Annotated in this window: 17 protein-coding genes; 14 read left to right on the top strand and 3 right to left on the bottom strand. The window is 67.8% G+C overall.

The features are described from left to right. Nucleotides 1-3 precede the first annotated feature (3 nt). The 10 genes from dxr to RMCB_RS10215 all read left to right on the top strand — a co-directional run bounded on the left by dxr (nt 4) and on the right by RMCB_RS10215 (nt 10,894). Nucleotides 4-1,215 carry a 1-deoxy-D-xylulose-5-phosphate reductoisomerase gene (dxr, locus tag RMCB_RS10170; RefSeq protein ID WP_062828689.1) on the top strand — a complete coding sequence of 404 codons (1,212 nt, stop codon included), beginning with the start codon at nt 4-6 and terminating at the stop codon, nt 1,213-1,215. Then, nucleotides 1,212-2,438 (top strand): M50 family metallopeptidase, encoded by a 1,227-nt coding sequence (locus RMCB_RS10175; RefSeq protein WP_062828690.1) that lies wholly within the window; start codon nt 1,212-1,214, stop codon nt 2,436-2,438. Before dxr ends, RMCB_RS10175 begins: the two co-directional genes overlap by 4 nt. Nucleotides 2,439-2,469: 31 nt before the next feature. Further along, on the top strand, nt 2,470-3,603 hold the full coding sequence (gene ispG / locus RMCB_RS10180) for a flavodoxin-dependent (E)-4-hydroxy-3-methylbut-2-enyl-diphosphate synthase (RefSeq protein ID WP_062828691.1): 1,134 nt from the start codon (nt 2,470-2,472) through the stop codon (nt 3,601-3,603). Nucleotides 3,604-3,658: 55 nt separating this feature from the next. Further along, nucleotides 3,659-4,513 carry a GNAT family N-acetyltransferase gene (locus RMCB_RS10185; protein WP_029373321.1) on the top strand — a complete coding sequence of 285 codons (855 nt, stop codon included), beginning with the start codon at nt 3,659-3,661 and terminating at the stop codon, nt 4,511-4,513. 137 nt (nt 4,514-4,650) lie between these two features. After that, nucleotides 4,651-6,471, top strand: a complete 1,821-nt coding sequence (locus RMCB_RS10190) for a penicillin-binding transpeptidase domain-containing protein (protein ID WP_062828692.1) — start codon at nt 4,651-4,653, stop codon at nt 6,469-6,471. Between the two features lie 46 nt (nt 6,472-6,517). Next, nucleotides 6,518-7,105: a DUF1707 SHOCT-like domain-containing protein gene (locus tag RMCB_RS10195; protein ID WP_029373323.1), complete on the top strand. Its 588-nt coding sequence runs from the start codon at nt 6,518-6,520 to the stop codon at nt 7,103-7,105. Between the two features lie 29 nt (nt 7,106-7,134). Then, entirely contained in the window at nt 7,135-7,992 is an 858-nt protein-coding gene (map, locus tag RMCB_RS10200; RefSeq protein ID WP_062828693.1) for a type I methionyl aminopeptidase, read from the top strand. A 79-nt stretch (nt 7,993-8,071) separates the two neighbouring features. Next, on the top strand, nt 8,072-9,571 hold the full coding sequence (locus tag RMCB_RS10205; protein ID WP_062828694.1) for a cobyric acid synthase: 1,500 nt from the start codon (nt 8,072-8,074) through the stop codon (nt 9,569-9,571). Between the two features lie 9 nt (nt 9,572-9,580). After that, nucleotides 9,581-10,243, top strand: a complete 663-nt coding sequence (locus tag RMCB_RS10210) for a hypothetical protein (RefSeq protein WP_029373326.1) — start codon at nt 9,581-9,583, stop codon at nt 10,241-10,243. An 87-nt stretch (nt 10,244-10,330) separates the two neighbouring features. Further along, complete coding sequence (locus RMCB_RS10215; protein WP_029373327.1) at nt 10,331-10,894, top strand: alpha/beta fold hydrolase; 564 nt, start codon at nt 10,331-10,333, stop codon at nt 10,892-10,894. A gap of 15 nt (nt 10,895-10,909) precedes the next feature. Here the strand turns inward: RMCB_RS10215 and ngg are convergent, their stop codons facing one another. The 3 genes from ngg to RMCB_RS10230 form a co-directional block, all read right to left on the bottom strand. Next, nucleotides 10,910-12,700 carry an N-acetylglutaminylglutamine synthetase gene (gene ngg, locus RMCB_RS10220; protein WP_062828695.1) on the bottom strand — a complete coding sequence of 597 codons (1,791 nt, stop codon included), beginning with the start codon at nt 12,698-12,700 and terminating at the stop codon, nt 10,910-10,912. Next, a complete protein-coding gene (locus tag RMCB_RS10225) occupies nt 12,697-14,505 on the bottom strand; it encodes an N-acetylglutaminylglutamine amidotransferase (protein ID WP_062828696.1) in 1,809 nt (602 codons plus the stop codon). Before RMCB_RS10225 ends, ngg begins: the two co-directional genes overlap by 4 nt. Before the next feature lie 130 nt (nt 14,506-14,635). After that, nucleotides 14,636-16,213, bottom strand: coding sequence for an amino acid permease (locus RMCB_RS10230; protein ID WP_062828697.1), 1,578 nt, complete (start codon nt 16,211-16,213; stop codon nt 14,636-14,638). A 173-nt stretch (nt 16,214-16,386) separates the two neighbouring features. On the opposite strand from RMCB_RS10230, the gene RMCB_RS10235 reads away from it, so the two are divergent. Genes RMCB_RS10235 through RMCB_RS10250 form a run of 4 tightly spaced genes read left to right on the top strand, consistent with a single transcriptional unit; the run spans nt 16,387 to nt 20,655 of the window. Next, entirely contained in the window at nt 16,387-17,754 is a 1,368-nt protein-coding gene (locus tag RMCB_RS10235; RefSeq protein WP_062828698.1) for a glutamine synthetase family protein, read from the top strand. Continuing rightward, nucleotides 17,741-18,508, top strand: a complete 768-nt coding sequence (locus tag RMCB_RS10240) for a gamma-glutamyl-gamma-aminobutyrate hydrolase family protein (protein ID WP_062828699.1) — start codon at nt 17,741-17,743, stop codon at nt 18,506-18,508. The genes RMCB_RS10235 and RMCB_RS10240 overlap by 14 nt, the downstream gene beginning before the upstream one ends. After that, on the top strand, nt 18,505-19,881 hold the full coding sequence (locus tag RMCB_RS10245) for an aldehyde dehydrogenase family protein (protein WP_029373333.1): 1,377 nt from the start codon (nt 18,505-18,507) through the stop codon (nt 19,879-19,881). The genes RMCB_RS10240 and RMCB_RS10245 overlap by 4 nt, the downstream gene beginning before the upstream one ends. After that, nucleotides 19,882-20,655, top strand: a complete 774-nt coding sequence (locus RMCB_RS10250) for a 3-oxoacyl-ACP reductase (protein ID WP_029373334.1) — start codon at nt 19,882-19,884, stop codon at nt 20,653-20,655. Nucleotides 20,656-20,667: the final 12 nt, after the last annotated feature.

Raw genomic sequence — 20,667 nt, forward strand, 5'->3', positions numbered from 1 at the left:
GCGGTGACGGAATCCGGCGGGCAGGAGCGAAGCGACCAGGGGAAGACGGCGCGGCAGCGTGTGTTGATCCTCGGCAGTACCGGGTCCATCGGCACCCAGGCGCTGGAGGTCATAGCCGCCAACCCCGACCGCTTCGAAGTGGTGGGACTGGCCGCAGGCGGCGGCAACCCGGAGTTGTTCGCGGCGCAGCGCGCCGAAACCGGCGTCACCAGCGTCGCCGTGGCCGATCCGGGTGCGGCGGCGCAGATCGGTGACGTCACCTACACCGGGCCCGACGCCGTCACCCGCCTGGTCGAGAACACCGAGGCCGACGTCGTCCTCAACGCCCTGGTCGGGGCGCTCGGGCTGAAACCCACGCTGGCCGCGTTGGCTACCGGCGCCCGCCTGGCGCTGGCCAACAAGGAGTCGCTGGTGGCGGGCGGTCCGCTGGTTCTCAAGGCGGCCGCGCCGGGCCAGATCGTGCCGGTCGACTCCGAACATTCGGCGATGGCGCAGTGCCTGCGTGGCGGAACACCTGAAGAGGTCGCCAAGATCGTGCTCACCGCGTCGGGCGGTCCGTTCCTCGGCTGGTCGGCGACCGACCTCGACGGCGTGACCCCCGAACAGGCCGGCAAGCATCCGACCTGGTCGATGGGGCCGATGAATACACTCAACTCGGCGACCCTGGTCAACAAAGGCCTGGAACTCATCGAGACCCACCTGCTGTTCGGCATCGACTACGACCGCATCGAGGTGGTGGTGCACCCGCAGTCGATCGTGCACTCGATGGCGACATTCACCGACGGTTCCACCTTGGCCCAGGCCAGCCCGCCGGACATGAAACTGCCGATCGCGCTGGCCCTCGGCTGGCCGGCCCGAGTCCCCGGCGCGGCGTCCGCCTGCGATTTCACCACCGCATCGACCTGGGAGTTCCTGCCGCTGGACAACCAGGTGTTCCCCGCCGTGGACCTCGCGCGGCAAGCGGGCAAAGGCGGTGGCTGCCTGACCGCTGTCTACAACGCGGCGAACGAAGAGGCGGCCGAGGCATTCCTCGACGGACGTATCCGGTTCCCGGCGATCGTGCAAACCGTCGGTGACGTGTTGCACGCTGCCGACCAGTGGGCCGCCGAACCCGCTACCGTGGAAGACGTACTCGACGCACAACGCTGGGCCAGGGAGCAGGCGCAGCGGGCCGTCGAGCGGGAATTCACCAGAAGAGGTCTCGTCAACAAATGATGTTCGCACTGGGTATCGCGGCGTTCGCGCTGGCCATCCTGGTCTCGGTGGCCCTGCACGAATGCGGCCACATGTGGATCGCGCGGGCCACCGGCATGAAGGTCCGGCGGTACTTCGTCGGCTTCGGCCCCACGCTGTGGTCGACCAAGCGGCCCAACGCGCTGGGCGAGACGGAATACGGCATCAAAGCCATCCCGCTTGGCGGATTCTGCGATATCGCCGGTATGACGTCCATGGACGAGATCGCGCCCGAGGACCGGCCGTACGCGATGTACCGGCAGAAGGTGTGGAAGCGCGTCGCGGTTCTTTTCGCCGGGCCCGCCATGAACTTCATCATCGGACTGGTTCTGATCTACGGCATCGCGGTGGTCTGGGGCCTGCCCAACCTGCACGCGCCAACCGGTGCCGTCGTCGGTGAAACCGGCTGTCTGACAAGCGAAGTCAGCAAGGGTCAGCAGGGACCGTGCATCGGTCCGAGCCCGGCCGCGCAGGCGGGTATCAAGCCCGGCGACACCGTGGTCAAGGTCGGCGACCAGGACGTGAAGACCTTCGCGGAGATGGCGGCCGCCGTGCGCAAGGCCACCGGCCCCACGCAGATCACCGTGGAACGCGACGGCAAGCCGTTCACCACCACCGTCGACGTCGCCCAGACTCAGCGCTTCATCGCCAAGGACGGCTCGAGTGAGGCCACGCCGGCCCAGGTCGGGGCCATCGGCGTGAGCGCCGCCCAGTTCGGACCCACGCACTACAACGCGCTGACGGCCGTGCCGGCGACGTTCACCTTCACCGGCGACCTCTCGGTCGAGCTCGGCAAGTCACTGGCGAAGATCCCGACCAAGGTCGGCGCGCTCGTGCACTCCATCGGCGGCGGACAACGCGATCCCGAAACGCCCATCAGCGTCGTCGGCGCGAGCATCATCGGCGGTGAAACCGTCGAGGCGGGCCTGTGGGTGGCGTTCTGGTTCTTCCTGGCCCAGCTGAACTTCGTGCTGGGCGCGGTGAACCTGGTGCCGCTGCTGCCATTCGACGGCGGCCACATCGCGGTCGCCACCTACGAGAAGCTCCGCAACATGATCCGTTCGGCTCGCGGCAAGGTCGCCGCCGGGCCGGTCAATTACCTCAAGCTCATGCCCGCCACGTACGTGGTGCTCGCGGTCGTGGTCGGCTACATGCTGCTGACCGTGACCGCCGACCTGGTCAACCCGCTCAGCATCTTCCAGTAGGAGAGGCACTGTGACATCCATCGGTTTGGGTATGCCTGCCCCGCTGCCGCCCGTGCTCGCGCCCCGGCGCAAGACCCGCCAGCTGATGGTGGGCAACGTCGGCGTCGGGAGCGATCACCCGATCGCCGTGCAGTCCATGTGCACCACCAAGACCCATGACGTCAACTCGACGCTGCAGCAGATCGCCGAGCTGACCGCGTCGGGCTGCGACATCGTGCGGGTGGCCTGCCCCCGGCAAGAGGACGCCGACGCACTCGCCGAGATCGCCCGGCACAGCCAGATCCCGGTGATCGCCGACATCCACTTCCAGCCCAAGTACATCTTCGCCGCGATCGACGCGGGCTGTGCGGCCGTCCGCGTCAACCCGGGCAACATCAAGGAGTTCGACGGCCGGGTCAAGGAGGTCGCCAAGGCGGCCGGCGATGCGGGCATCCCGATCCGCATCGGGGTCAACGCAGGCTCACTCGACCCGCGGTTGCTGAAGAAATACGGCAAGGCCACCCCGGAGGCCCTGGTCGAATCCGCGCTGTGGGAAGCCTCGTTGTTCGAGGAACACGGCTACGGCGACATCAAGATCTCGGTCAAGCACAACGACCCGGTGATCATGGTGGAGGCCTACCGGCAGCTGGCGGCGCAGTGCGATTACCCGCTGCACCTCGGGGTCACCGAGGCGGGCCCGGCGTTCCAGGGCACCATCAAGAGCGCGGTGGCGTTCGGGGCGCTGCTCAGCGAAGGCATCGGCGACACCATCCGCGTGTCGCTGTCGGCTCCGCCTGCCGAAGAGGTCAAGGTCGGCAATCAGATCCTGGAGTCGCTGAACCTGCGGCCGCGCGGCCTGGAGATCGTGTCGTGCCCGTCGTGCGGGCGGGCGCAGGTCGACGTGTACACGCTGGCCAACGCGGTGAGCGCGGGCCTGGACGGGCTCGAGGTGCCGCTGCGGGTGGCCGTGATGGGATGTGTCGTCAACGGCCCCGGCGAGGCGCGCGAGGCCGACCTGGGGGTGGCGTCCGGCAACGGCAAGGGCCAGATCTTCGTCAAGGGCGAGGTCATCAAGACCGTGCCCGAGGCACAGATCGTCGAGACGCTGATCGAAGAGGCGATGCGACTTGCCGAGCAACAGGGTTCGGGTGATGCGAGCGGTTCCCCGGTGGTGACCGTAAGCTGAACGTGACCTTGTGAGCAGGGTCACCACCGCCCGGGTTGAGCAGAGAGAATCACCGATGTCGGCTCCGCCAATTTTCCGCCTTGTCGACGAGCGACGGGTATCGGTGGCGCGCGACGCCGCCGCCGTGCTGCAGGTGCTCGACGAAGACCCGGTCGGATCGTGCATGGTGGCCTCCCGCGTCGCTGAGTTCGGTCTCGAACCGGGCGCGATCGGCGGCGAGCTGTGGACACGGCGGCACGTCACCGAATCACTCTGTTACGCAGGCCCCAACCTGATCCCGTTGCGGGGCAGCCTCGACGATCTCAAAGCGTTCTCCGACAAGGCGATGAGTGTGCCGCGCCGGTGCTCGTCGTTGGTGGGCCACGCGCAGCTGGTGTTGCCGATGTGGCAGCGGTTGGAATCGGTGTGGGGTACTGCGCGCGACGTGCGCGAGCAGCAGCCGTTACTGGCATTGACCGCCATGCCGCAGTGCCGGATCGACCCGGCGGTGCGGCCCGTGCGGATGGACGAGCTCGACGCCTATCTGGTGGCTGCGGTCGACATGTTCATCGGTGAGGTCGGCGTCGATCCGCGGTTGGGCGACGGTGGCCGCGGTTATCGCCGTCGCATCGCGGGGCTGATCGCCGCGGGTCGCGCCTGGGCCCGGTTCGAACGCGGTGAAGTGGTATTCAAGGCCGAAATCGGTTCGCAGTCACCAGGTGTCGGTCAGATCCAGGGTGTCTGGGTGCGCCCGGACTGGCGCGGTCACGGCCTGGGTACCGCGGGCACAGCGGCGTTGGCGGCAGCGGTGGTCGCCTCGGGTCGCATTGCGAGCCTCTACGTCAACGACTACAACACGGTCGCGCGCGCTACCTATGCGCGGATCGGTTTCGACCAGGTCGGCGTTTTCGCGACCGTCTTGATGGACTGAGTTGCGGGCGCTCCAACCTGTCCCAGCCGCGGCACGCCCGACTTGGCAGTCGCAACGGTGGGCTCACATGCGCGTCTCGGTTCGATTACGGTGCGCCTCCAACCATTCCGGTGTGCACGTTCATAACATCAGCCTCAATGGCAACGCGAACATCATCAGTAACACGGACCGCAGGCCTGCTGACCGTGGCAACGGTTCTGGCGGCCGTTGCGCTCAGCGGGTGTACGCCGCGACCGGACGGACCTGAACCGGCCGCCGAGAAGTTCTTCGCAGCACTGGCCACCGGCGACGCCGCGGCGGCGGCGGCACTGTCGGACAAACCGGCCGAGGCCAAGACCGCACTGACCGAGGCCTGGTCCGGACTGCAGGCCACCCGGCTCGACGCGCAGATCCTCGGATCGAAGTACTCGCAAGACACCGGCAGCGTGAATTACCGCTACACCTGGCATCTGCCGAAGAACCGCACCTGGACCTACGACGGCCAGCTCAACATGGTGCGCGAAGAGGGGCACTGGGAAGTCCGTTGGAGCGCAACAGGATTGCACCCTCGGCTGGGTGAACACCAGACCTTCGCCCTGCGCGCCGACCAGCCGCGCCGCGCGTCGGTCAACGAGCACGGCGGCACCGACGTGCTGGTGCCGGGCTACCTCTACCACTACGGGCTCGACGCACGATCCGCAGGCGTCGCGCTGATGTCGACGGCCAAGGCGGTGGCCGACGCGCTGCGTCCGTTCGACCCGACCTTGGATGCCCAGCAGTTGGCCGAACAGGCGAGCTCGTCGGCTCAGCCGTTGAGCCTGATCACGCTGCGCCAATCCGACCATGACCGCGTGGCCCCGGCGATCGCCGCACTGCCCGGCGTCGTCGTCACGCCGCAGGACGAGATGTTGCCCACCGACGAGACGTTCGCGCCCGCGATCGTCAACGAGGTCAAGAAGGCCGTGGTCGACGACCTCGCGGGGCAGGCCGGCTGGCGCGTCGTCACCGTCAACCAGAACGGCGTCGACGTCGACGTGCTCAACGAGGTACCCGGCAACCCGGCACCGTCGGTCACCATCAGCCTCGACCGGGCCGTGCAGAACGCCGCGCAGAACGCGGTGAACACCACCGGGCGCAAGGCCATGATCGTCGCGATCAAGCCGTCGACCGGAGAGATCCTGGCCGTCGCGCAGAACGCGGCCGCCGACGCCGACGGGCCCATCGCCACCACCGGCCTGTTTCCGCCAGGGTCGACCTTCAAGATCATCACCGCGGGTGGCGCCATCGACCGCGACATGGCCAACCCGAACACCCTGCTCGGCTGCCCCGGCACGCTGGAGATCGGGCACCGCATCGTCACCAACTACGACGCGTTCGACCTCGGTGTGGTGCCGATGTCACGGGCCTTCGCCAATTCGTGCAACACCACCTTTGCCGAGCTGGCCAGCAAGATGCCGCCGCGGGCGCTCAATGAGGCCGCCAAGCAGTACGGCATCGGCCCCGACTACCACGTCGACGGCATCAGCACGGTGTCCGGCTCGGTACCTCCGACCGTGAGCCTCGCCGAACGCACCGAGGACGGTTTCGGTCAGGGCAAGGTGCTGGTCAGTCCGTTCGGCATGGCGCTCGCGGCCGCGACGGTCGCGGCGGGCAAGACGCCGGTGCCGCAGTTGATCGAAGGGCACCAGACGACCATCGACGACGCGGGCGCCCCGATCTCGCAGAAGATGATCGACGGGCTGCGCCCGATGATGCAGCTGGTGGTGACCAACGGCACCGCCAAGGACATCAACGGGTTCGGCGACGTGCGCGGGAAGACCGGTGAGGCCGAATACGACGGCGGGTCCCACGCCTGGTTCGCCGGATACCGAGGCGACCTGGCCTTCGCGGCCCTGATCGTGGGCGGTGGCAGCTCGGAGTACGCGGTGCGGATGTGCAAGACGATGTTCCAGGGTCTGCCGCCCGACTATCTGGCGTGATCTGCGGTACCTGCGGTAGCACCAATCCCGGTAACCTGGACAGGTCATGACCGGGATCAATGAGCAATCGGTGGAGCTGCGCGTCTCCGACGCCGACCGCAACGGCACGTTGCGGCGGCTGCACAACGCCGTCGCGCTCGGGCTCATCGCCATCGACGAGTTCGAGGAGCGGTCCGCGCTGGTGTCCCGGGCGCGGCTGCAGGCCGACCTCGACGCGCTGGTCGGTGACCTTCCCGGCCCGGGTGCCATCGTCGCCTCCGCGGCCGACCGCGTCGAGCTTCGCGGCGTCATGGGCTCGCTCAAACGCCACGGCGAATGGACGGTCCCGACGCGCCTCGCGCTCGTGCGCCGGATGGGGTCGGTGGAACTCGACCTGACCCGGGCTCGCTTCGCAGGACCCATCGTGGTCGTCGAGCTCGACCTGAAATTCGGCTCGCTGGAGATGCGCCTGCCCGACGGGGCCAGCGCCTCCATCGACGATGTCGAGGTGATCGTCGGCAGTGCCACCGATCGCCGACGCGACGCACCGGCCGACGGGACTCCGCACGTGATCCTCACCGGCCGGGTGGTGTGCGGGTCGGTCGACATCCGCGGCCCGCGCAAGGGGTGGTTCGGCCGCGGCACCAAGAGTTGACGCGGGCCGACACCGGTACCCTGACGCGTATGTCTGTTCGTTCTGCCCTGCGTCCCGGCGTGCTGTCACCCACCCTGCCGGTGCCCAAGTCGATCCCGCGTCCCGAGTACGCCTGGAAGCCGACGGTGCAAGAAGGCAGCGAACCGTGGGTCCAGACGCCCGAGGTGATCGAGAAGATGCGGGTCGCCGGGCGCATCGCGGCCCAGGCGTTGGCCGAGGCGGGCAAGGCCGTCGCGCCCGGGGTGACCACCGACGCGCTCGACCGGATCGCCCACGAATACATGATCGACCACGGTGCCTACCCATCGACGTTGGGCTACAAGGGATTTCCGAAATCATGCTGCACGTCGCTCAATGAGATCATCTGCCACGGCATCCCGGATTCGACCGTGATCGAGGACGGTGACATCGTCAACATCGACGTCACCGCCTACATCGACGGCGTGCACGGCGACACCAACGCCACCTTCCTGGCAGGCGACGTCTCCGAGGAGCACCGGTTGCTCGTCGAGCGCACCCACGAGGCCACCATGCGCGCCATCAAGGCCGTCAAACCGGGACGCGCCCTGTCCATCGTCGGTCGGGTGATCGAGTCGTACGCAAACCGGTTCGGCTACAACGTGGTTCGCGATTTCACCGGCCACGGCATCGGCACCACCTTCCACAACGGTCTGGTGGTGCTGCACTACGACCAGCCTGCTGTGGAGACCGTGCTGGAGCCGGGCATGACCTTCACCATCGAACCGATGATCAACCTCGGCGGCCTCGACTACGAGATCTGGGACGACGACTGGACCGTGGCCACCAAGGACGGCAAGTGGACCGCGCAGTTCGAGCACACGCTGGTGGTCACCGAGGACGGCGCCGACATCCTGACCTTGCCGTGAGACTTCTCCCGCGAGCAGACGTGAAAGTACCCGACACGCCCGGGATTCGGGTACCTAAGTGTCTGCTCGCCGAAGAAAAGTGAGCGGCGGCGCACTGCTCGTCGCCGGCACGACCTCCGACGCGGGCAAGTCGATGGTTGTCGCCGGCCTGTGCCGGCTGTTGGCGCGCAGGGGAGTGCGCGTCGCGCCGTTCAAGGCGCAGAACATGTCCAACAACTCGGCGGTGACCGTCGACGGCGGCGAGATCGGCCGAGCCCAGGCCATGCAGGCCCGCGCGGCGGGCCTGGCGCCGCACACCCGGTTCAACCCCATCCTGCTCAAGCCCGGGTCCGACCGCACCTCTCAGCTGGTGCTCCGCGGCCGCGTCGCCGGATCAGTGTGCGCAGGTGACTACTTCACCCACCGGGAGCGGCTCGCCGCCGTGGTGGCCGATGAATTGTCCTCACTGCGAGCCGAATTCGATGTGGTGATCTGCGAGGGCGCCGGGTCGCCCGCCGAGATCAACCTGCGCGCAACAGATCTGGCCAACATGGGGCTGGCGCGCGCAGCGCAGCTCCCGGTGGTCCTGGTCGGGGACATCGACCGCGGCGGGCTGCTGGCGCACCTGCACGGCACCGTCGCGGTCCTCGAACCCGCCGACCAGGCCCTCATCGCCGGATTCGTCGTCAACAAGTTTCGCGGCGACCCGGCGCTGCTCGAACCCGGCCTGCGGCAATTGCACGCACTGACCGGCCGGCCGACCTACGGCGTGATCCCGTTTCACGACGGCATCTGGCTCGACACCGAGGATTCGGTGTCGGTGCGGGCGGGCGGACTCGTCGGGCCGCCGCAGCCACCACGCGGTGAGCAGACCTTGACGGTCGCGGCCATCCGGCTGCCCCGCATCTCCAACTCCACCGACGTCGAGGCGCTGGCCTGCGAGCCCGGAGTCGACGTGCGGTGGGTGGCCGACGCGGCCGACCTCGCCGGCGCCGACGTCGTGGTGATCCCCGGCAGCAAGGCCACGGTCAGTGACCTCGCCTGGCTGACCGAGCGTGGCCTCGCCGAGGCGATTCGCACGCACGCCGCGCAGGGCCGCGCGGTGCTCGGCGTGTGCGGGGGATTCCAGATGCTGTGCCGCCGGATCGACGACTCTGTGGAGTCCCGGGCAGGCAGTGTCGCGGCCCTCGGGCTGTTGGCCGCCGACATCGTGTTCGATCCCGAGAAGACGTTGCGCCGCTGGGACGCTCCGCTGTATGGCTACGAGATCCATCACGGCCGGGTCGTCGGGTGCGAGGAACAGGATTGGCTGGGCGTGGGCGTCCGGCGCGGTGCCGTCTACGGCACGCACTGGCACGGACTGCTCGACAACGACGCGGTCCGCAGGTCCTGGCTCACCGAGGTTGCGCGGGCCGCAGGGCGCGCCGGATTCGTCGTCGCCGACGATGTCGACGTGGCCGCGCGGCGCGACGCGCAGCTGGATCTGATGGCCGATCTGTTGGCGGAGCATCTCGACACCGACGCCGTCATGGACCTGCTCGCCCACGGGCCGCCGAGCCGACCCACCATGAGGACGGCACTGGACGGGCCGACTGGGTAGCCTGGGCCCATGATCGGGGCTCGGGTGGGTGTGCCGTTGCTGGCCCTGCTGCTGCTCACCGGGTGTGCGTCCGTTGTGTCCGGGACGCCGACCTGGCCGGGCGCCACCCTGGAGAAGGTGCTGCTGACCGCCGCCGATTTCCCGGCCGGCGTGCAGTACGACCGCATCGTCGAAAAACCCGGCCAGCCCGACGGGACGGGTGCGCCGCCGTCGATGCTGTCGAATCCGGAGGGCTGCTCCGACGGGCTCACCCGGGTGATCGCTCGCTCGGCCGAACGCGGCCCCGGCAGTGCAGGCAAATACGTGCTGTCCTACGACGGTGCCCGCATGGTCATCACCGTGCTGACCTCGCCGCTACCGTTGGACCAGCTGGATGCGACCGCGCAGCGCTGCGCGCAATTCCGCACGTTCTTCGACCCGGGCGACGCAGGCATTCCGATCACCACCACCAAGCTGGAAGCGCAACGGCCCGCGGAGTTGGTCTACCAGCAGACGATGCAGTTGAGCGGGTCGGACAGCAGCGCCTACTTCGCGTTCGAGAACATCGGCTCGTGGTCGGTGTTCGGAGTGACCTTCCCGACGCAGAACCCCTCCATACCCGTCAAAGCGACGCTGCCGCAGACCTTCCTCGACGCGTTCGACCAGCAGGTGCACCGCATCCAAGCGCGGTGACATCACTGCTGAGAGAAGCGTTTACGCTCGCGTCAAGGACCCGCTGATTTCCGCCCGCTCGGCGCATGCGGGCGGTAGGTTGTCCCAATGCTGACCACCGTGCCGACGATCGATGGGTTCTCGGTGCCCGTCGACGTGGCAGGCCCCGACAAGGGTTCGGTAGTCGTGCTGCTCGGTGCCGGCCATCACGGTCCCGCGGCATATGGCGCGGTATGCCAACGGCTGCACACGGCATCACTGCGAACCGTCATCATCGCGCCCGATCCCCGGCTGACCGCCAAATCGGTCGTCGGCATCCTCGATGCCGTGGACGTCAAATGGTCGGTGCTGGTCGGCGACCGGCTCGGCGGCGAGCTGGCGTGGGAATTGGCAGCAACACGGCTGGACCGGTTCACCAGCCTGGTGGTCGTGGACCGTGGGCACCCGCGCGTCGCCGACCTCACCGGGGTGGTCCGCGACGAGCACTGCCCTGCCGTGGAGATGAACACCACCGCCCTGGTCAGTACACCGGCGGCGCGCGCGGTGGCCAAGGCCAGCCAGCGCTACGTCTACGGTGACTTCCGCCTGGTGGAGATGCTCGGCAGGCGCAACGCGCAGGAGTCCACCGCGCAGCTGGCCGCCGAGATCGTCATGCGCACGAGCACTTGGTAGCCCGGCGCTCGGTGCTCACGCTGTCGGTGACGGGGTCCACGCCTGCGGCAGACCCGGCTGTCCGGGGAACAGGTAGTCGATGAAAGCCGCTGCCGTGGGCTGTGGTTCGTGATTGGCCAGCCCGGGGCGCTCGTTGGCTTCCACGAACACATAGTCGCGGCCCGCCACATCGGGCACCAGCAGGTCGATACCCGTGACCGGGATACCGATCGCCTGGGCCGCCGTCACCGCCACCCGGCACAGTTCGGGGTTCACCTCGGCGGTGACGTCGTGGATGGTGCCGCCCTGATGCAGGTTCGCCGTGCGGCGCACCCGCAGCCGCTCACCTTCGGGCAGCACGTCGTCGAGCGACCACCCGGCCTCGGCGACCGTGCCTGCGGTGACGTCGTCCATCGGGATATGTGACTCGCCACCTGTCGCCGCCGCGCGACGGCGGCTCTGCGCCTCGATGAGCTCGCGGATGGTGTGCGCGCCGGTTCCGGTGATCTCGGCGGGGCGGCGGATCGCGGCCGCCACCACCTTGCCGTCGATCACGACCAGCCGAAGGTCGTCGCCGGGCGCACGCTGCTCGATGAGCACCTCGGGGTGCTGCTCGCGCGCCCGCTCCAGGGCGGCGTCGAGTTCGGCGTCGCCGTCGACGCCGACGGTGATGCCCTTGCCCTGCTCGCCACGCGTGGGTTTCACCACGACATCGCCGACCTCGGCGAGGAACTCGTGATCGCCCTCGTCGAATGTGGCCAGCCGGCCCTTGGCGACGGTGATGCCTGCCTCGGACACGATGCGCCGGGTCTGGCGTTTGTCGTCACAGCGCGCCATGGCCACCGCAGAGGTGAACTCCGACAACGACTCCCGCGTGATGACGCTGCGCCCGCCGTGCGACAGGCGCATCTCGCCCGCGCCGGCGTCGAGCACCTCGACCCAGATGCCGCGACGCATCGCCTCGTCGGCGATGATGCGCGCGTACGGGTTCAGGTCGTCGACGGTCTCCGGGGGATGGGTGAACAGTGGCTCGTTGATGGCGTTCTTGCGTTTGACGGCCAGCACCGGCACCCGCTGGAACCCGAGCTTCTCGTACAGCGCGATGGCCGCGGTGTTGTCGTGGGCCACCGACAGGTCGATGTAGGACCGGCCCCGGTCGCGGAAGATGCCGGCCAAGGTGCGGGTCAATGCCTCGCCCACGCCGGGCAGCCCGGCGGTCGGATCGACCGCGAGCGACCACAGGCTCGATCCGTTCTCCGGATCGCTGAACAACTTGTGGTGATCCACGCCGGTCACCGTGCCGATGATGGAACCGTCGTCGTCGCGCACCGCCACCAGGTACACCGCCGAACTGCGAATGTGGTTGTCCCAGATGACCTCGACCGGTGCGGGCACCATGCCGCACCGGACATAGACCCGATTCATCTCGTCGGCGTCGTCGCGGACTCGCAGCGTGCGGATGGTGAACCCGATGGGCTCGGGTGCGGTGAAATCGTCGGTGAACCGCAGCCGGTAGGTGTGGCTCGGATCGATGAACAGCTCGGCAGGCGAGCGGGCGACCAGCACGTGCGACTCGCGAGCGTATATGCAGATGTCGCGCCGGCCAGGGCCCTCATGGCCCAGCACTTCGGCGAGCGTCTCGGGATCGGCGAAGGTCTGCCCGAAAATCAGCCGGCCCCAGCCGAGTTCGAGGACCACGTCGTCGGCCATGGCGTCGACCAGATGCTGTGGCGACGCGTCGTGCAGGCCGAGTGTGATGGCCTCGGTGTGTTCGTCGTCGGCGGGTACGGCCGCGCGGTTGCCTGCGTCGGGGTCCACGCTGGTCATGCGGCCGCCCCCGTGATGCCGTGCCGCTGCAGCCAGAGTTCCAGCAGAGCGATCTGCCACAGTTCGTTACCGCGCAGCGGTGTGAGCCTGCCGTTCGGATCGGCCAGCAGCCGGTCGACGGCCTCCGGCCGGAACAGCCCGCGTTCCTTGGCTTCCGGTGCGTAGAGCGCGTCGCGGACCATGTCGAGGTAGAGACCTTCCAGGTGGGTCAGGGCAGGCACCGGGAAGTAACCCTTGGGCCGGTCGATGACCTCGGCCGGGATCACCCGCCGCGCAGCCTGTTTGAGCACGCCCTTGCCGCCATGCGCGGTCTTGAGCTCGGGCGGGCAGGTCGCCGCCAGCTCCACCAGCTCGTGGTCGAGGAATGGCACCCGGCCCTCCAGCCCCCACGCCATCGTCATGTTGTCGACGCGTTTGACCGGATCGTCGACCAGCATCACCGTGGTGTCCAGGCGCAGGGCCCGATCCACCCCGGTCTGCGCGCCGGGCGCGGCGAAGTGCTCGGTGACGAACGCGCCGCTGGGGTCCGCGGTCGCGGCCCGGTACGCCTCGCTGATCAACGCGTTCACGCCGATGGTGTCCCTGTCGAAGAACGCGCCCCGGTAGCTCGCCACTGCTCCCTCCAGCGTCGCCGCACCGGGCTCTGCCATCGGGGGATACCAGTGGTAGCCGGCGAACACCTCGTCGGCGCCCTGTCCGGACTGCACCACCTTGACGTGCTTGGCGACCTCCTGGCTCAGCAGATAGAACGCCACGCAGTCGTGGCTGACCATCGGCTCGCTCATCGCATCGATCGCGTCGCCGAGGGCGGGCAGCATGCGGTCGGTGTCGATGCGGATCTGATGATGCGCGGTACCGAACCGGTCGGCGATGATGTCGGAGTACTTGAACTCGTCGCCCGCGACACCGCCGACGGACTCGAAACCGATTGAGAAGGTGGCCAATCCGTGTTGGCCGGCTTCGGCGAGCAGCCCGACGATGAGGCTGGAGTCGACGCCGCCGGACAGCAGGCAGCCCACCGGGACGTCGGCGACCAGCCGGCGCTCGACCGCCTTCCGCAGCGATTCCAGCACCGCGTCTTCCCAGTCGCGTTCGGACCAGTCGGCGCGGTCGGCGCGACGGCTGAAGTCCGGGGACCAGTAGGTGGTGGTGCGGACCGCGCCGTCGGGTTCGATGGCGACCACCGACGCGGGCGGCACCTTGCTGACGCCGCGCAGGATGGTGCGCGGCTGCGGCACCACCGAATGGAACGTCAGGTAGTGGTGCAGCGCGACCGAGTCGATCCGGGTGTCGACGCCTCCGCCCGCCAGCAGTGCCGGCAGGGTCGAGGCGAACCGGATCCGGTGCGCGTCCTGCGTGAGGTACAGCGGCTTGATACCCAGCCGGTCGCGGCCCAGCAGCACCCGGCCGGTGTCACGTTCGGCGATCGCGAACGCGAACATGCCCTTGAGGTGTTCGACGAACCGGTCACCCCAGTGGTGGTAGGCCTTCAGCAGCACCTCGGTGTCGCTGTGCGAGAAGAACCGGTACCCGTGCCCGGACAACTCGCGCCGCAAGTCCCGATAGTTGTAGATGCAGCCGTTCCAGCTAAGGGCCAACCCCAGTTCGGGGTCGACCATCGGCTGGGCGCCTGCTTCGGTCAGATCAATGATTTTCAGTCTGCGGTGGCCCAGGGCGACCCGACCTTGCGACCAGACACCGGCCGCGTCGGGACCCCTGAGCGCCATCGCCTCTGCCATGGCCGACACCGCTGAAACATCCGGTGTCCGGCCATCGAGACGCACCTCTCCGGTGGCTCCACACATCAGTTCGACCCTACAAGCATTACGCGCCGGTGTCTCACTTGCGGCGTGTCGTGGCGCGTCTCCGCAGGTCAGAGACGTGCGTATCGGGTACGCACCGGCGCGGCCGGGGCGGATGCGTACCCGAGGCCCGTCAGACTTTCGGAGTCTCCAGCTGCTTGATGGGTCCGGTGAACCAGTGCTTGACCGACACGTGCCAGTACACGAACAACAGCACCAGCACACCGCCGACGAGCAGCGGGGTGTAGTTGACGAACTTCCACTCGAAGCTCGGGTCCCACGGCATGCCGCCCAGCGAAGTCGGGAACATCGCGATGATCGCGGTGACGATGATCTCGGCAATGGCAACCGGAGCCATCCACTTGTAGTTGCTGCCCAGGTTCCACCGACCCTGCTCGAAGGAGTCGCCTGCCTTCCACCGGTAGTAGATCGGCACGGCGAAGCACAGGTACAGGCCGACCACGCCGATCGAGACCACCGCGAAGAAGGCGACCGGGGACGGCACGTCGACGCCGTTCACGGGAATCTTCACCGGCACGATCGCGGGCAGCGTGATGATCGCCGCGATGGCGGCCGTGATCATGACGGCGTTCGCGGGCACCTTGGTGGCATTGACCTTCGACCACAACTGGTGCCCGGGCACAGCCCGGTCCCGGCTGAACGCGAACAGCATGCGCGAGGCACTGGTCTGGCAGGCCGTGGTGCAGAACAACTGCCCGGCCGTCGAGATGAGCAACACCGCACCGGCCCACTTGGAGCCCAGCGCCTGGGTGAAGATCGTCGCGACCGCGCCGCCGTTGGCCGACACCTCATCGGCGTTCTGCACGGCAAACAGGAAGGACAGCAACAGGATCCAGCCGCCGATGGCCGAGTAGAAGATGGACTGCCAAATGCCCTTGGCCGCGGCGTTCGCGGCGCTCTTGGTCTCCTCGGACAGGTGTGCGGACGCGTCGTAACCGGTGATCGTGTACTGGGTCAGGATCGCGCTGATCGGCAGCACGAACAGCAGCCAGCCCCACCCGGACGTGGCTCCCGAGAAGATGCCGGAGTTGTTGATGGTCTTGGCGAAGACATCGGAAATGGGGGCGTGATGCGCGGGCAGGAGCCACAGGATCGCGATGACCGCGGCCGCACCCGCGACGTGCCACCACACCGAGATGTTGTTGATGACCGCCAGTAGGTGCGACGAGAAGATGTTGATCACCGCCGAGACCACCAGGATGATCAGGAACATGATGAACACCCGGGTCAGGCTGTAACCGGCGAGCCAGCTTTCGCTGAACGTCCCGAGGGTGAGATCCAGGAAGGTCGCGCTGCCATAGGCAACCGACGCCAGGATGGCGATCAGTCCGATGAGATTGAGCCAGCCGGTGTAGAACCCGGCTTTCGGGCCACCGAGTTTCGAGGCCCACCAATAGATTCCACCGGACGTGGGATATGCCGAAACCAGTTCGGACATACACAACCCGATGACGAGGATGAAGGCCGAGACGATCGGCCAGCCCCACGCGATGGCGGCCGGGCCGCCGTTGTTCCAGCCGAGTCCGAACGACGTGAAACACCCCGCCAGGATCGAGATGATCGAGAACGAGATGGCGAAGTTGGAGAAACCCGACCAGGACCGATGGAGTTCCTGGACGTAACCGAGCTTCGCGAGATGTTTTTCGTCGTCGGTGAGCTCTTCTGTGAGTTCTTCGTGCCCCTCGGGCATGGCGCCTCCTCATGGCAGGGCGGTGGGCGGTATTCCAGGACAATAGAGCCTTATTGGTCTGTTGTCCTACCTTTCGACTGGAAAATCGTGCATATTAAGGAGGCGATCGCCCGTCCGTCGTGATCGCAATGGTCGACTTGCCGTCACGTAACCGATGGGCAGGAAGGTGCGCAATGAGCCCGAACCGCGGCATGCTGGCACAAGGCGATCTGGAGCAAATGGTCGCCGACGGCGAGATCGACACCGTGATCCTGGCGTTCTGCGACATGCAGGGACGGCTGACCGGAAAGCGGGTGTCGGCGCGGCTGTTCGTCGAGGACGTCGCCGCCCACGGCGCCGAGTGTTGCAACTACCTGATGGCCGTCGACGTCGAGATGAACACGGTGTCCGGCTACGCCACCTCCAGTTGGGAGACCGGCTACGGCGACATGGTGATGCGGCCCGACTTCGCCACCTTGCGGTTGATTCCCTGGCTGCCGGGCACCGCGCTGGTGATGGCGGATCTGTTCTGGCTCGACGGGCGCCCGGTCGCTGCGGCGCCACGTGCCATCCTCGACCGCCAGATCGATCGGCTCAGCGAGCGTGGACTGGTGCCCTATGCCGGTACCGAGCTCGAATTCATGGTGTTCGACAACAGCTTTCGCGAAGCCTGGGCGGCGGGTTATCGAGGCCTGACGCCGGCCAGCGACTACAACATCGACTACGCCATGCTCGCGTCGACCCGGATGGAGCCGCTGCTGCGCGACATCCGCCTCGGCATGGAGGGTGCAGGCATGTACTGCGAAGGCGTCAAGGGGGAGTGCAACCTGGGCCAGCAGGAGATCGCGTTCCGCTACGACCACGCCAGGATCACGTGCGACAACCACACGATCTACCGCAACGGCGCCAAGGAGATCGCCGACCAGCACGGCAAGAGCCTGACGTTCATGGCGAAGTTCGACGAACGCGAAGGCAACAGCTGCCACATCCACATCTCGCTGCGCGGGGATGACGGCAGCGCCGTGTTCGCCGACAGTGCCGACCCGCTCGGCATGTCGCCGATGTTCCGCAGCTTCATCGCCGGACAGCTCGCGACCATGCGTGAGCTGACCCTGTTCTACGCCCCGAACATCAATTCCTACAAGCGGTTTGCCGACGGCAGCTTCGCGCCGACCGCCATCGCCTGGGGGCTGGACAACCGCACGTGTGCATTGCGGGTGGTGGGTCACGGCCACGGCATGCGCATGGAGAACCGGGCGCCGGGCGGCGACGTCAACCAGTATCTGGCGGTCGCGGCACTCATCGCGGGCGGCCTCTACGGCATCGAGCGCGAACTCGAATTGCCGGAGGCCTTGGCGGGCAACGCCTATGTCAGCGGTGCCGAGCGGCTCCCGACCACGCTGGCCGAAGCGGCCGCGTTGTTCGAGAAGTCCGAGATCGCCCGCGAGGCGTTCGGCGACGACGTCGTCGAGCACTACCTCAACAACGCCCGGGTGGAGTTGTCGGCATTCAATGCCGCGGTGACGGACTGGGAAAGGGTGCGCGGTTTTGAGCGGCTCTGACGCGCACCCGCAGGCTCGCCCCGTGATCGGCGTGAGCACCTACCTGCAGCAGGCGCGGACCGGGGTGTGGGACGTCACTGCCAGTTTCCTGCCGGCCAGCTACATCGAAGGCGTGAACCGGGGCGGCGGCACCGTGGTGCTGCTGCCGCCGCAGCCCGACGGCGCGGCGGTGGCCGACCGCGTGCTCGACGGACTCGACGGGCTGGTGATCAGCGGCGGGCGGGATGTCGACCCCGCGTCGTACGGTCAGCCTCGCCACCCTTCGACCGACGAACCCGTGGGCTACCGCGACGAATGGGATTTCGCCCTGGTGCGCGCGGCGCTGCGGCGCGGGCTACCGCTGCTCGGAATCTGCCGCGGCGCACAGGTGCTCAACGTCGCGCTCGGTGGCACGCTGCACCAGCATCTGCCCGACGTGCTCGGCCATACCCGCCATCAGCAGGGCAATGCGGTGTTCAGTACATCGTCGGTGCGGACGGTGCCGGGAACCCGGCTCGCCGCGCTGATCGGGGAGCACTCCGACGCGCAGTGCTACCACCACCAGGCCATCGACCAGCTCGGTGACGGTCTCGTGGTCAGTGCTCGCGACACCACCGAGGGCGTCATCGAAGCCGTCGAGAGGGATCCGGCGCTCCCGGGTGACGCGTTCGTGCTGGCGGTGCAATGGCATCCCGAGGAACGTCTCGACGACGTCCGGCTGTTCAGCGGCCTGGTAGAGGCCGCCAAATCGTATGCTACAGAGAGGGTTTCATGAGCACTGCGCACGTCATCAACCCGGCCACCGAGGAGGTGCTGCGTGCGGTCGACCTGCTCGACGAGGCGGCGGTCGACGACGCGGTGGCCCGCGCCGGGGCCGCACAACGGCGTTGGGCGCGGTTGGCGCCTGCGGAGCGGGCCGGTGCCTTGCGGGCCTTCGCGGCGGTCGTCGACGCCCATGTCGACGAACTCGCCGCGCTTGAGGTGGCCAATTCCGGGCATCCGGTCGGACAGGCCGAATGGGAGGCCGGCCACGTCCGCGATGTCCTGCAGTTCTACTCGGCGACCCCGGAACGGTTGAGCGGCAAGCAGATTCCCGTGGCCGGTGGCTTGGACGTGACGTTCCACGAGCCGCTCGGCGTCGTCGGGGTCATCACGCCGTGGAATTTCCCGATGCCCATCGCGGTATGGGGCTTCGCCCCGGCACTCGCGGCGGGCAACGCCGTGCTGCTCAAACCCGCCGAATGGACCCCGCTGACCTCGATCCGGATCGGTGAGTTGGCCGCCGAATCCGGTCTGGATCCGGATCTGTTCCAGGTGTTGCCCGGGAAGGGGTCTGTGGTGGGGGAGCGCTTCGTCACCCACCCCGGCGTGCGCAAGGTCGTGTTCACCGGTTCCACCGAGGTCGGCACGCGGGTGATGGCAGGCGCCGCGGCACAGGTTAAACGAGTCACGCTGGAACTGGGCGGCAAGAGTGCGAACATCGTCTTCGACGACTGCGACATCGAGCGCGCGGCCGCCACGGCGCCGTACGGGGTGTTCGACAACGCCGGTCAGGACTGCTGTGCCCGTAGCCGGATCTTGGTGCAGCGCAACGTCTATGACCGTTTCATGGAACTGCTGGAACCTGCGGTCAAGGGTGTGGTGGTCGGTGACCCGGCGGAGCGTGCCACCGAGATGGGGCCGCTGGTGTCGCGTCCGCACTGGGAGTCGGTGGCCTCCTACGTGCCCGACGACGCCCCCGTTGCGTTCCGGGGTTCTGCTCCCGATGGCCCCGGATTCTGGTTCCCGCCGACGGTGTTGACTCCCCAGCGCACCGACCGGACCGTCACCGAGGAGATCTTCGGTCCCGTGGTCACGGTGTTGCCGTTCGACGACGAGGCAGCCGCGGTCGAGCTCGCCAACGACACCCCCTACGGATTGTCGGGTTCGATCTGGACCGACAATCTCTCGCGCGCCGTGCGCGTGTCCCGCGCGGTCGAAGCCGGCAATCTCAGCGTCAACTCGCATTCGTCGGTGCGCTACAACACGCCCTTCGGGGGCTTCAAGCAGTCCGGTCTCGGCCGTGAGCTCGGACCCGACGCACCACTGTCTTTCACCGAGACGAAGAACGTCTTTTTCGCAGTAGAAGATCGAGCAGAGGAGCTCTAGATGGATCTGACTCAGCGACTGGCCGGCAAGGTCGCCGTCATCACCGGCGGTGCCAGCGGTATCGGTCTGGCCACCGGCAAGCGGCTGCGCGCCGAGGGCGCCACGATCGTGGTCGGCGACATCGACCCCGCCACGGGCAAGGCCGCCGCCGACGAACTCGAGGGCCTCTTCGTCGCGGTCGACGTCGCCGACCAGGCCGCGGTGGACAACCTGTTCGACACGGCCGCGTCGACCTTCGGCAGCGTCGACATCGCGTTCAACAACGCCGGCATCTCGCCGCCCGACGACGATCTCATCGAGAGCACCGAGCTGCCGGCGTGGCAGCGCGTGCAGGACGTCAACCTCAAGAGCGTGTACCTGTCGTGCCGCGCGGCGCTGCGGCACATGGTGCCCGCGGGCAAAGGGTCGATCATCAACACCGCGTCGTTCGTGGCGGTGATGGGCTCGGCCACCTCGCAGATCTCCTACACCGCGTCCAAGGGCGGAGTGCTGGCGATGTCGCGGGAGCTCGGCGTGCAGTACGCACGCAGCGGCATCCGGGTCAACGCCCTGTGCCCCGGCCCGGTGAACACCCCGCTGCTGCAGGAGCTGTTCGCCAAAGATCCTGAGCGCGCGGCGCGGCGCCTGGTGCACATCCCGTTGGGCCGGTTCGCCGAACCGGAGGAGCTGGCGGCCGCGGTGGCGTTCCTGGCCAGTGACGACGCGTCGTTCATCACGGGCTCGACATTCCTCGTCGACGGTGGCATCAGCTCGGCCTACGTGACACCGCTGTGACACCCTGATAGC

Source organism: Mycolicibacterium brisbanense, from assembly GCF_001570425.1.
Taxonomy (GTDB): Bacteria; Actinomycetota; Actinomycetes; order Mycobacteriales; family Mycobacteriaceae; genus Mycobacterium; species Mycobacterium brisbanense.

Excerpts from the sequence above, each read along its gene's own strand:
- RMCB_RS10195 (WP_029373323.1), top strand. The coding sequence starts at position 6,518 with ATGACCGGGATCAATGAGCAATCGGTGGAGCTGCGCGTCTCCGACGCC.
- RMCB_RS10245 (WP_029373333.1), top strand. The coding sequence starts at position 18,505 with ATGAGCACTGCGCACGTCATCAACCCGGCCACCGAGGAGGTGCTGCGT.
- RMCB_RS10235 (WP_062828698.1), top strand. The coding sequence starts at position 16,387 with ATGAGCCCGAACCGCGGCATGCTGGCACAAGGCGATCTGGAGCAAATG.
- RMCB_RS10250 (WP_029373334.1), top strand. The coding sequence starts at position 19,882 with ATGGATCTGACTCAGCGACTGGCCGGCAAGGTCGCCGTCATCACCGGC.
- RMCB_RS10230 (WP_062828697.1), bottom strand. The coding sequence starts at position 16,213 with ATGCCCGAGGGGCACGAAGAACTCACAGAAGAGCTCACCGACGACGAA.
- RMCB_RS10225 (WP_062828696.1), bottom strand. The coding sequence starts at position 14,505 with ATGTGTGGAGCCACCGGAGAGGTGCGTCTCGATGGCCGGACACCGGAT.
- RMCB_RS10215 (WP_029373327.1), top strand. The coding sequence starts at position 10,331 with ATGCTGACCACCGTGCCGACGATCGATGGGTTCTCGGTGCCCGTCGAC.
- map (WP_062828693.1), top strand. The coding sequence starts at position 7,135 with ATGTCTGTTCGTTCTGCCCTGCGTCCCGGCGTGCTGTCACCCACCCTG.
- ispG (WP_062828691.1), top strand. The coding sequence starts at position 2,470 with ATGCCTGCCCCGCTGCCGCCCGTGCTCGCGCCCCGGCGCAAGACCCGC.
- ngg (WP_062828695.1), bottom strand. The coding sequence starts at position 12,700 with ATGACCAGCGTGGACCCCGACGCAGGCAACCGCGCGGCCGTACCCGCC.
- RMCB_RS10190 (WP_062828692.1), top strand. The coding sequence starts at position 4,651 with ATGGCAACGCGAACATCATCAGTAACACGGACCGCAGGCCTGCTGACC.
- RMCB_RS10210 (WP_029373326.1), top strand. The coding sequence starts at position 9,581 with ATGATCGGGGCTCGGGTGGGTGTGCCGTTGCTGGCCCTGCTGCTGCTC.
- RMCB_RS10185 (WP_029373321.1), top strand. The coding sequence starts at position 3,659 with ATGTCGGCTCCGCCAATTTTCCGCCTTGTCGACGAGCGACGGGTATCG.
- RMCB_RS10175 (WP_062828690.1), top strand. The coding sequence starts at position 1,212 with ATGATGTTCGCACTGGGTATCGCGGCGTTCGCGCTGGCCATCCTGGTC.